The following is a 12,663-nucleotide window of genomic DNA, read 5'->3' as shown; positions in this document are numbered from 1 at the left end:
TGCTGTCGCATAAATTTCGGATTTTATTCATCAACGCTAGTTGACAAAGAACCTAGTTATTTTAGTGCATTAGAATTGCATCTGTTCCTCTTCCTTGCTAGCAGAACCTGTAACCACACCATCAACAGGTAGACCGTAGTACTCTCTTACCTTAGCCTCTATTTCAGCTGCAATATCTTCATTCTCTTCTAGGAACCTCTTAGAGTTTTCTCTACCCTGACCCATTTTTTCGTCATTGTAGCTATACCAAGCACCAGCCTTCTTTATTACGTCTATACCAGCTGCCACATCCAAAAGGTCGCCTGACTTAGATATACCAGTCCCATACATTATGTCAAACTCGATCTGCTTGAAAGGTGGAGCCACCTTATTTTTTACAATCTTTATTCTAGTCCTATTGCCGAGAATTTTGTCTCCCTGTTTGATAGAGTCAACTCTCCTAACCTCTATTCTCATAGTTGAGAAAAATTTAAGGGCCCTACCACCTGTTGTAGTCTCTGGATTACCAAACATAACCCCAACCTTTTCTCTCAACTGGTTGATAAAGATGACTACACAATTGGACTTCTTAATAGACCCAGTTAGCTTTCTAAGTGCCTGAGACATCAACCTAGCCTGAAGGCCTACATGAGAGTCACCCATATCTCCCTCTATTTCAGCCTTGGGAACAAGGGCTGCAACAGAGTCTATTACCAAGATGTCTATGGCACCAGACCTAATTAAGGATTCTGCTATATCAAGAGCCTGTTCACCAGTGTCTGGCTGTGATATTATTAGGTTGTCAACATCAACACCCAATGCTCTTGCATATACAGGGTCTAAAGCGTGTTCTGCATCTATAAATGCTGCTATACCGTCCCTCTTTTGGGCCTCTGCTATACAGTGAAGTGTAACCGTAGTCTTACCTGAAGATTCTGGTCCGTAGACTTCTATTATTCTACCCCTTGGTAGGCCTCCAACACCTGCCGCTATATCCAAACCTATAACACCTGTAGGTATAGAATCTATATCTAGACCAGTAGTCTCTCCTAGCTTCATTACAGAACCCTTACCGTGCTCTTTTTCAATTTTCTTTAGGGCCTCATTTAGGGCCTCCATTTTATTATTATCAATAGTCATATTTTTACCCTTCCTATCTAGTTAAACGTATGTTCTTATAAGTTCATTATATTATACCTTGCAGACAGAGTCAAGAACAAATGTTCTTAATTGCCTATTTATTTTTCACCTATGTTTGCCTACTCATTCAATTCTTATATGCTATCTAACTGATACCAGTCTATTTAAGTTGAAATCTTTCCCTACTACAAACTTATAGGCATTTTTATAAAAAATAACACTTAAATCCATAATAATACTTTTTATACTACCTATCTTCAAACAATTCCTTGTTCTTTGAAAAATACTCGTATCCTGAATATATGGTTAGTATGGCTGCAAGATAAATCAAAACTGTACCTATCTTAAAAATAAGCCCTATATCTGTGTGGGCTCCCAAAAGTAAAAATACTATGGCGAACATCTGGGTAACCGTCTTTAGCTTGCCACTATTTCCAGCAGCGATAACCTTACCGTCAGCTGCTGCTATGGCCCTCATTATACTAACTGCCAACTCCCTAGCTACTATAACTACGACTATCCAAGCAGGTACTAGTCCTGGTTTTATCATGCAAGTTAGGGCTGCTATAACTAGTAGCTTGTCTGCCAAAGGGTCCATAAACTTCCCAAAATCTGTTACAAGATTATATTTCCTAGCTATCCTACCATCTAAGGCATCTGTAATAGCCGCTATAGCAAATATAATTAATGAAATCAAATACTTGCCAGGTATTGGCAGGTAGATAAATAGCATAAACAAGGGAACCATACATATTCTAAAAACTGTCAACTTATTAGGTAAATTCATCCTATTGCCTCCTTAAAATCTACTGCCCTTCTATACAACCCTTTAGGTCATATTCAAAGGCTTCCTTTACTACAACATTCACGAAGTCCCCTATTTCTAGGTTCTCTCTAGACTCTACATATATGACACTATCTATATCTTCTGCATCAGACTGAGTCCTCCCTATATATAGGGTATCATCAACCTGGTCTTCTATCAAGACCTTGAAAGTTTTTCCGATTTTTTTACTGTTTAGTTCTTCGGATATGGCCTGCTGGACCATCATCAACCTCTGTAGACGCTCTTCCTTTATTTCTTGGTCCATGTGGCCATCTAGTCTATCTGCAGCTGTGTCTTCCTCCCTAGAATAGGTAAAGGCGCCCATCCTATCAAGTTTCATTTCCTCTACAAAGTCTATTAGGTCTTCAAAGTCCTCATCTGTTTCACCAGGGAAACCAACTATAAAGGTAGTCCTAATTGTTGCATCAGGTATTTTAGCCCTGATCATCTCAATCTTGTCCTTTAACTCCTGACGACTAGTCTTCCTGTTCATGAGCTTTAAAATTTTATCGCTGGCGTGCTGCATAGGTATATCGAAATAAGAACAGATATTATCATACTTGGCAACTACGTCTACTATTTCTTGGCTAATCCCCTCTGGATAGGAATACATAAACCTAATCCAGTCAAAACCTAGTAGAGCTAGTCCTTCTAGTAGGTCTGCCAGGGCTGGCTTACCGTAGATATCCCTACCGTATACACTGGTATCCTGGGCTATTACAACTAGTTCCTTGACACCAGCTTCTTTTAATTTTTTAGCTTCTTCTAATAGGTTTTCAAGCTTTCTAGACCTGTACTTACCCCTCAATTTTGGTATTATACAGTAGGTACAATGGTTGTCACAACCCTCACCAATCTTCAAATATGCTAGGTGGTCAGGTGTAGACACATACCTTGTTAGGTCTTCATTAAAGGTGAAATTGATATCTCCCAATAATCTTATTCCGTCTTTTTTCATTAGACCGTCTACTACATCTGTTATATTTTCGTAGGAGCCTGTACCTACTATGGCATCTATTTCAGGTATTTCCTCCATTAGTTCATCTGGATACCTCTGGGCTAGACAGCCTGACACCAAAAGATAGCTCAGACTACCCTCATTTTTAAGGTCGGCATATTGTACTATAGAGTCAATCGACTCCTGCTTGGCAGACTCTATAAATCCACAGGTATTTACGATTACTATATCTGCATCATTATAGTCTCCAACCAGTTGGTGGCCTTTTTTATTTAGTTGGCCCAACATTATCTCAGCATCAACCAAGTTTTTTGAACATCCCAAGGATTCTAATGCTATTTTCAAATTACTTCCTCCATATCTCACTATATATTTTAAATTATTCTTTCTGAATTATCCTTCTAGACTATCTAGATCTCCTTGGCTAATAAGAACCTTCCTAGGCTTACTTCCCTCACTAGGTCCAACTATGCCCCTCTCTTCCATATTATCTATTAGCCTTGCTGCCCTGTTAAAGCCTATCTTGTACTTCCTCTGTAGCATAGAAGATGAGGCCTGACCATTTGCCACTACAAAGCTAATTGCATCATATAGAAGTTCATCTTCGTCGCCATTTCTCTCGGTATTGACACTTGAAATAGACTCTTCTATATCTCCAGCATAGGATATCTCCCCAGCTTCCTTCTTTACATATTCAATAATATTCTCAGACTCGGCCTCTGATATAAAGGCTCCCTGTAGTCTCATAGGCTTGGCTGCTCCAAGCGGGTAGAATAGCATATCCCCCTTGCCTAGGAGTTTCTCTGCTCCACCCATATCTATTATGGTCCTAGAGTCTGTTTGGGATGATACTGCAAAGGCAATTCTAGAAGGTATATTGGCCTTTATTACACCTGTGATTACGTCTACAGATGGTCTCTGTGTAGCAACGATTAGGTGCATACCAGCTGCCCTGGCCATCTGGGCTAACCTACATATATGGTCTTCAACATCATTTGCACTTACCATCATAAGGTCGGCCAACTCGTCTATTATTATAACTATCTTAGGCAGTGGATCATCAGATTTTTCATTGTAGGAGCTGACATCCTTGACCTGATTTTCAGCAAATAGCTTGTACCTTCTATTCATCTCACTAACGGCCCAACCCAAGGCATTGGCTGCTTTTTTAGGATCGGTTACAACCGGAACTAGTAGGTGGGGTATACCATTATAGTTGGCCAACTCCACCACCTTAGGGTCAATTAACATTAGTTTGACCTCGTCTGGCTTGGCCTTATACATTATACTCGTGATAAGTGTATTTACACATACAGACTTACCAGAACCAGTAGATCCTGCAATCAGTAAGTGAGGCATCTTTCCTATATCCCCTATTATGATTCGACCTGCAACGTCCTTGCCCAACCCCATGGCTAGGGGTGATTTGAAGTTTTTAAACTCGTCACTGTCTATTATCTCTCTGACACTGACCATCTGTGACTCATCATTTGGAACCTCTATACCTATGGCACTCTTACCTGGTATAGGAGCCTCCATCCTGATGCTCTTGGCAGCTAGACTAAGAGCTATATCATCAGTAAGGTTGACAATCTTACTGACCTTGACACCGGGTCTAGGCTGTATCTCATACCTGGTAATTGTAGGTCCTACTGTTACCTGGTTGATATTAGCATCCACACCAAAATCTCTAAGGGTCTGCTCTAACCTGCGTGCATTTTCTAGTACCTTGTGCTTAGATTTTTTATCGCCTCCGCTTGTTACCTTTTTTAAAAGACTTATTGGTGGCATCTTGTAGTTTTTGTACTTTTCGTGTTCATTTTCCTGGACAAGCTTATCATCCTCTTCCACATAGGTCTTACTAGTTTGGATGTGGCTCAATTTAACATCCTCAGTCAATCCATTCATTTTTTTCTTGCTTGGTATCTCCTCCATATCGAGACCTTCCAATGACTTACCGTGACTTCCTTCATAATCCTCTTCATCTAACTGAAGAAGCTTATTAGCTGCCCTCTCAGATATTTCTTCTTCCTTAGTAACTAATCCATCAATTATAGGTTCTTCCTTTTGCATCTGCTGAAGAATTTCTAGGTCTGATAGACCCTGCGTACCCTCAAGAATTTCTAGGTAGTCATCTTCTGCCTTGTTGAAACCTACAATCTTTATAGTCTTGTCGTCATCTATATCCTCATCATAAACTTCATCCTCATCCTTATGGAACTTGTCCTTAATCTTTTCAAATAGGCCAGTTTTATTTAAGATTGTCTTGTCATCTACACCATCTATCTTGGCCTTCTTGCCAAACTTGACCCTAATCTTATTTATAATATTATTTGAATCCTTAGGATTTTTGATATAGGCCACTATATCCTTGACAGAAATATCAAAGAAGTATAGGCAAGCCAAGATAGTCGCAAATATTGTCAACAACCATGCACCAGCAAATCCAAGCAAGTGGCTAAGAAGATAGGTCACTACTGAAGGTATTAGACCTACGCCTTCTTTTGATACTCCCATCTTGATTATATCCTGGACCATATCAAGATTAAATGGACTCTCTGATGGTGTTCTGGCATAATTTATCAAACCGTAATATATTACCAAAAACAATACAAATATATAAAATATCCTAGTTTTTTTTATCCTATCTATTTTTTCATTGCCATCCAATAGACCTGTAACTCCCATAACTACCATCACAAATGGTATCAAGAGAGCTAGGCCGCCAAACAAGCCCTTGCACAATAACTGTATTATCCTAGGCAATAGGGCTGTTGATGATGACATTAGCCCATAAGCGAAGAAGAGACCAAAAAATACCAGTATTAAATATTGGTACTCTCCATTTATCCTCAGTCCTCCCTTAGGTCTTTTATTTTGCTTTTTCTTCTTTTTTTTGATAGCCTTGGCAGGTGGTCCAGACCTCCTACTAGGCTGCCTACTCTTCTTGCTAGGCATTATTTCACCTCACTTAATCCTTCAATTTGACTCATCAACAAGGTCGCCGACCTACCTGTAATACCCAGAGACATAGGAGAGCCAAATATACTATCTATTACTTTCTTCATATATTCCAGGTCTATATCATCTAGAATATCCATTATTTCATCTATGGCTAGGAGCCTCTTGTTATTGACCTCGTATTCGCCGATTAACAGCATCCTGTCCTCTGTATCTTCTATATTCATAAGGACACTTCCCCTATACTGCTCTTTGGCAAAATTCAACTCTTCCTGACTGATATAAGACTCTCTTAAAGAAGCTATTTCAGCCATAATCAGCCTATAGACCTCCTGCAAATTATCATCAGCCATACTTGAATATATACCCAACTCTGCATAATCTACATAAAAAGAATCTGAAGAATATATATTATAGGTAAGTCCCCTGCTCTCTCTTATATTTTGGAAGAGCCTAGAACTAGTGGAATTCCCCAATATATTATTTACCAACTTGACTGCCAAAAAATCCTTGTAGTCACTATCGTTTGGGCACTGGAACAAGATACCAATATTAGACTGCTCATCATCCCTATCCTCTATATAAGTTTGGGCTATAAAGGTCTGTTCCTGTCTCTTAATTGAAAAATCTCTTCTCTTCCAGTCAGAAAAAATATCTTCTAATTCATTGCTTATTTCTTCAAGTAGGAAGTTTCCACTCATCACCAAAACTGCATTGTTAGGTATATAGTATTTCCCAAAAAAATCAATAATATCCTTCCTAGATATCTCAGAAACGGATTCTATACTGCCCAAAACCGACCTGCCTATGCCTCGATTGGAATAGGTCCTCTTTAGAAGTTCCTCATAGAGATAGTCCTCTGGTGAATCCTCATACATCTTTATCTCATCACGAATTACCAGCTTTTCCTTTTCTATATCACTTTCTGAAAATAATGAACCTGTAAGTATATCTCCTATGACATCAAGGCCTTCCAATATGCGGTTATAGGGCATCTTTACATGGTAACAGGTATGGTCATGACCAGTAAAGGCATTCAAAAGTCCCCCATAATAGTCGATATCATTGGATATTTTCTTGGATGACCTCTTTTTTGTACCCTTGAAGAGCATATGCTCTATAAAGTGGGCTAGTCCAGGAGGATAGCCTTCCTCCATCCTAGCTCCTACATTTATCCAGACACCTGCCGACACCGACTTTACATAAGGTATTTCCTCGGCAACTATCCTCAATCCATTTTTCAATGATTTATATTTTATCATTATCTCTCCTTATTTAACTGACGACCAATATCCAAATAGGCTAGTTGGTAAAATCACGTCCAGATGTAACAAAGTCTATAAAGGCTGCTGATGAAGTCGCCTTCCTTGCCACATCATTAATTTCATTTCTAAAAACTGCTGTATTTCTACCATTCACAAAGGCATATCCATACTGGTGGATCATATGAGGTCTAGACTTGGAATCCTTGCCTAAATACATCATCACATGACCCTTCATGTACATACTTATGCCTGGTTTCTGCCTAAGCAGGAAATCCTCCTTGGCTCTTCTCGAATTATATGAAGCAAAATCTATCTTCCTGCCAACTAGATCTTGGCTTTGACTGGATGCATCCCTAGATACTACAAGACCAAATGACCTGTATATATCCCTAATAAATCCAGAGCAATCTCTAGTATTGTTGCTGTGCCCCCAACCATAGCTCTCACCTTCAAACTTTAAGGCCTGCCTGATTATATTTGCCTGGCTAAAGTCAAGGTAAGACTTTACAGCCTCTGACCTATCCAAACTTATGCTAGTAGTCCTGTAAGAGTTTCCTGCAATTGGCATTGCCAACTTAAAACTAGTAGAATCTTCTGATACTATAGGCATCCTAGTACCCATATCTATAGTGTAGCCTCCTGTATACTTTTGTCTATTTATAAAGGTTGCAAAATCTACACTTCTATTGGCTAAAAATTCTTCTTTTGTGACCTTCATTATATTCTTTGTAGGAACCCAGCCGCAATAGTCTACTGAATATACCTTAGACCAAGTCTTGTCTGAATTTTGTCCTACTATTACAAGCTCATCCCAAGGGAATAAACCTGTTAGGGCACCTTGGTCTTGGCCCCTAGATGAATCTATCCTAGCCGGCCTACCTCTCATTACCGTCCTATTGGCTATAAAACCATATTGACCTTTAATGTCTTCTAATTTATTTAGATATTTGGACCTTGAAATATTATTCTTATTAATCTCTCTTATCTGGTATTGACTGTATATTACCCGACTGTCATAGTGGTTATAATAGTCCCAGTATTCAAATGAAGACCTGTTTTTTGGTATTATATTTTTCTCCTGACTATCCTTATTAGGTTTCTTGTCAGGTTTTATTTCCGGCTTATCATGTGACTTGAACAAGTCATTTGGAACCCAATTTGGTCCACCAACGAGACTTATATCATTGTATTTTTCATTGATATATGGTTTGTAAGACCTGTTTATACCTGACTTATTAGTCAATATTATAGCTGCTCCATCTTGATAAGCTAGCGGACCAAGAGCTAGGGCGTCAATTATATTTTGGCCACTGGCTACATAGACCCTGTCACCATCTATAAGCTTGGAAATTTCTATGGCAGTTTCATACCTATTCTCACCTGCTATTCTTCTATTCATACCCAATCTTTCATATAGGTCTTGACTTATAGATTCTCTTCCACCTATAGCAAATTTTTCTAGGCTACTATACTTGTCAAGCAGATTATAATTTGGCTTTTCCTTATTTACCAAAAGTATAGGCTTCTTTTCACCACAGTAGGCACAGGCAGAAATTGCATCCATTTGATTGGTCACTATACAAATTTCATCAAGGCCATAATTTAACTTTATTTCATCTACAATTTTAGTAGATGTTTCATACCTATCTTGTCCGCTGATTCTTACTACATTATACCCCTTAAATTTTAACTCTTCCTCAATTCCACTCGATACAGAAAACTTGCCACCCAGTATATATACCTTGTCCGGTTTAGTCCTTAGTATTTCATTCATGGTAGCTAGAGGTAGAGAGTCAGTTTCTGTGAGAAGAATCCTTCCCCTACTAGCAGCTGCCAGACTGCCTCCAGATAAGGCATCGATATAGGACCTTCCATTGGCCAAAATTACAGGTGTCTTATCAGAACTAATCTTCTTGGATATCTCCACTGATGTTTCAAACCTATTGTATCCAGCTATCCTATCTAAAGCCCTACCATTAACTGTAAAAGATGTTACTATAAAAATTGAAAAAAGTAAAACTCCCACACTTTTACCATACTTAGTTTTAAGCTTGCTACTTATAATAGTATTTTCCATAGTCACACTTGCCTCCATCCTCAAACAGTAAATTTCCCTTTGAAAAACTATCCTCATTTTATAACTGAAGTAAATAATCACTTTAAACTTCAAGTCAAAAAACATAAAAAAGTCAGTGCAAAATCTATTCACACTGACCCTTAATAAACTATACTCTAAACTATCTCTTAATAGCCTTTATTGAAAGATTTATCCTATCCTTGTCATCTATTTCAGTTACTAAAACATCTATCTGGTCGCCGATAGCCAATACGTCTTCAACCTTAGCTACCCTTTCCTTAGATATCTGAGATATATGAAGCAGACCCTGCTTGCCTGGTAGTATCTCAACGAAGGCACCGAATTTTTCTATTCTTGTAACAGTACCCTTGTAGATTTTGCCTGGCTCAGCCTCTGCAACTATTTCCTCTACCATTGCTAGGGCCCTCTTAATCATATCTGAATCAACGCCGACAACAAATACTTCACCAGTCTGTTCTATATCTATCTTTACGCCAGTTTCATCGATAATCTTGTTGATCATCTTTCCACCAGGTCCGATTACGTCTCTGATCTTGTCTGGATTTATCATCATCTTGACAATCTTTGGAGCATACTGAGATAGCTCTGGTCTAGGTTCAGTAATTACCTTTCTCATTTCGCCAAGTATATGTAGTCTACCCTCTCTAGCCTGCTTTAGAGCCTGTCTAAGAACTGGCTCATCTATACCAGCTATCTTGATATCCATCTGGATAGCAGTTATACCCTTTTCAGTACCTGCAACCTTGAAGTCCATATCGCCTAGGTGGTCTTCCATACCCTGGATATCTGATAATACAGCTACCTTACCATGGTGCTTGATGAGACCCATAGCTATACCTGCTACCATATCCTTGATAGGTACACCTGCATCTAGTAGTGAAAGTGTAGATGCACAAACTGATGCCTGAGATGTAGAACCGTTAGAGCTCAATACCTCTGATACCAGTCTAATAGCATATGGGAAATCTTCCTTGCTAGGTATTACTGGTAGTAGGGCCCTTTCAGCCAAGGCACCATGACCTATTTCTCTTCTACCTGGACCCCTTGAAGGTCTAGTTTCACCAACTGAATATGCTGGGAAATTGTAGTGGTGCATATATCTCTTGTTTTCTTCTTCATCTAGTCCGTCTAGCTTCTGTACATCGCCTAAGGCACCTAGTGTAGTTACATTCATTACCTGAGTCTGACCTCTTGTAAATATTGAAGAACCGTGAGTCCTAGGTATCATGCCAACTTCACACCAGATTGGTCTAATCTCATCTAGGGACCTATTGTCTGGTCTAACACTGTGGTCAGCTATCAAGCTTCTAACTTCGTCCTTTATGATTGCGTGTAGGACATCCTCTATATCTCCTGCTACTTCATCGAAGTTTTCCCACTGCTCTTCAAAATGGGCCATAGTCTCTTCGCTGACAGCGTCCATCTTTTCAGTTCTTTCCATCTTTTCAACTGTCTTTACTGCCTGTCTCATCTTTTCTCTAGCAAATTCATTGACAGCTACTTCTACTTCCTGACTTGGCACATGCAGTTCAACTGGGCACTTTTCATGTCCAACTTCTGCAACTATACCCTCTATAAATTCAACAATTTTCTTTATTTCTTCATGAGCATAAAGGATGGCATCTAAAACTACATCATCATCAACTTCCTTGGCACCAGCTTCAACCATCATGATTGCTTCCTTAGTACCTGATACTACTAGGTGTAGTGTACTCTCTTCTCTCTCTTGCTGGTTTGGATTCAATACGAATTCACCATCTACTAGTCCAACTAGAACTGATGCAGTTGGTCCGTTGAAAGGTATATCAGATATTGATAGGGCAATTGAAGATCCCAGCATAGCCACTATGTCTGGTGTACAATCCTGCTCTACTGACAAGACAGTAGCAACTACCTGAACATCATTTCTAAAGCCTTCTGGAAACAGAGGCCTGATAGGTCTATCTATCAGTCTAGATGTCAAAGTCGCCTTTTCAGAAGCCTTACCTTCCCTCTTTAAAAATCCACCTGGTATCTTACCAACTGAATACAACTTTTCTTCAAAATCTACACTTAGTGGGAAAAAATCAATCCCATCCCTTGGTTGTGCTGATTTAGTCACATTGACCATTAACATAGTATCACTATAGCTGATGATACAGTTACCATTTGTCATTTCGGCAATCTTACCTATTTCAACAGTTAACGTTCTGCCGGCGATTTCCGTTTTAAATATTCTATGTTCGAACATAGTTTCCTCCTCTTACTTCTTCTGTTACTAATTTTATTTATATTACTAATTGACATATAACTAGTAAAACTAGTTAGTGTTAGTTGAAATCATTTTGAATAACTAATTGCAACTATGTCTGGACCAGTATGTGAACATATACAAGCTCCACCCTTTGTGTATACTATTTTCTTTACCTTGTCCTTTAATCTCTTTTCAATTTCCTCGTTTAATTTAGCGAAATTTTCTAGATTTGATCCATAGCCAACCATTAGGGTTATTTCACTCAGGTACTTTTCATTCTTCTCTATAACTGTATCTACTAGCTTGCTAACTAGCTTCTTAATACCTCTAACCTTGGCTTCAAGGGCTATCTCACCCTTTTCCATGATAAATATTGGCTTGATACTAAGCATATTACCCAAAATAGCTGTAGATAGTGGTACCCTACCACTCTTCTTCAAAAAGTCAAATGAGGCTGGGGCAAATAGGATGCTCACACTCTCACGTAGTCCCTCTAGATTATCTAAAAGTTCTTCATATGAAATGCCCTCATCTATCATATCACAAGCCCTGACCACATACTGACCTGCCCCCAAAGACAGTTGTTCTGTATCAAAGACATGTATAGGTCCGTCAGTATCATTCTTGGCCAAGATGGCACTTTGATAAGTACCACTCTTAGTAGATGCACCAGTAATACAAATAACCTTCTTGCCCTCTTCCATGGCCTTGTCAAAAACTTCCTTGAACTGCATATAAGTCGCCTGAGAAGTCTTTGGTATCTCGCTGGACTTTAGAGCTCTTTGGTAGAATTCTTCCTTAGTTATATCTATATTATCTCTATACTCTTTTCCGTCTAATATCAAAGTCAACGGCACTATTTCCAAGTATTCTTTGTCATATAATTCATCAGGAATATCACATAAACTATCACATATCAATTTTATGTCCAAAGTTATACCTCCTAACATTTTTATTCTATTTAAATCTAATTAAGTCAATATAATCTATTATACCACATAGACACCTATAAATATATATTTTTATATATTTCAGAGCTTAATTTTATTCCAGCTAAAGAGCAAGATATGTAAGCTGGTAATACTACATATCTACAAAATCGTCAATATAAACCATCTCTTAAGGATTTATATATAATCTATATAACTTAATCGAGTAGGGAGGACTTTCTCCTCCCTCTCACACCACGGAGCGTGCCGTTCG

Annotated in this window: 8 protein-coding genes; all 8 read right to left on the bottom strand. The window is 38.7% G+C overall.

Annotation, left to right across the window (positions count from 1 at the left end; genetic code table 11):
• Positions 1 to 69: 69 nt before the first annotated feature.
• The 8 genes from recA to HMPREF1639_RS01820 all read right to left on the bottom strand — a co-directional run bounded on the left by recA (position 70) and on the right by HMPREF1639_RS01820 (position 12,392).
• On the bottom strand, positions 70 to 1,119 hold the full coding sequence (recA, locus tag HMPREF1639_RS01855; RefSeq protein WP_036762665.1) for a recombinase RecA: 1,050 nt from the start codon (positions 1,117 to 1,119) through the stop codon (positions 70 to 72).
• A 247-nt stretch (positions 1,120 to 1,366) separates the two neighbouring features.
• A complete protein-coding gene (gene pgsA, locus HMPREF1639_RS01850; protein WP_036762661.1) occupies positions 1,367 to 1,906 on the bottom strand; it encodes a CDP-diacylglycerol--glycerol-3-phosphate 3-phosphatidyltransferase in 540 nt (179 codons plus the stop codon).
• Positions 1,907 to 1,925: 19 nt separating this feature from the next.
• Positions 1,926 to 3,248: a 30S ribosomal protein S12 methylthiotransferase RimO gene (gene rimO / locus HMPREF1639_RS01845; RefSeq protein WP_036762660.1), complete on the bottom strand. Its 1,323-nt coding sequence runs from the start codon at positions 3,246 to 3,248 to the stop codon at positions 1,926 to 1,928.
• 48 nt (positions 3,249 to 3,296) lie between these two features.
• Entirely contained in the window at positions 3,297 to 5,861 is a 2,565-nt protein-coding gene (locus HMPREF1639_RS01840) for an FtsK/SpoIIIE family DNA translocase (protein ID WP_052045375.1), read from the bottom strand.
• The gene (locus HMPREF1639_RS01835; protein WP_036762658.1) at positions 5,861 to 7,126 is read right to left on the bottom strand and encodes a M16 family metallopeptidase; all 1,266 of its coding nucleotides are present in this window, start codon (positions 7,124 to 7,126) and stop codon (positions 5,861 to 5,863) included. The genes HMPREF1639_RS01840 and HMPREF1639_RS01835 overlap by 1 nt, the downstream gene beginning before the upstream one ends.
• 40 nt (positions 7,127 to 7,166) lie before the next feature.
• Positions 7,167 to 9,206 (bottom strand): cell wall-binding repeat-containing protein, encoded by a 2,040-nt coding sequence (locus HMPREF1639_RS01830; RefSeq protein WP_207640735.1) that lies wholly within the window; start codon positions 9,204 to 9,206, stop codon positions 7,167 to 7,169.
• Between the two features lie 160 nt (positions 9,207 to 9,366).
• Positions 9,367 to 11,457: a polyribonucleotide nucleotidyltransferase gene (pnp, locus tag HMPREF1639_RS01825; protein ID WP_036762656.1), complete on the bottom strand. Its 2,091-nt coding sequence runs from the start codon at positions 11,455 to 11,457 to the stop codon at positions 9,367 to 9,369.
• Positions 11,458 to 11,546: 89 nt separating this feature from the next.
• On the bottom strand, positions 11,547 to 12,392 hold the full coding sequence (locus HMPREF1639_RS01820) for a DegV family protein (RefSeq protein ID WP_036762654.1): 846 nt from the start codon (positions 12,390 to 12,392) through the stop codon (positions 11,547 to 11,549).
• Between the last annotated feature and the right edge of the window lie 271 nt (positions 12,393 to 12,663).

This window comes from Peptostreptococcus sp. MV1 (genome assembly GCF_000758885.1).
Classification (GTDB): Bacteria; Bacillota; Clostridia; order Peptostreptococcales; family Peptostreptococcaceae; genus Peptostreptococcus.
Note: the sequence above shows the minus strand (reverse complement) of the source record. Positions and strands in the feature narration are given on the sequence as shown.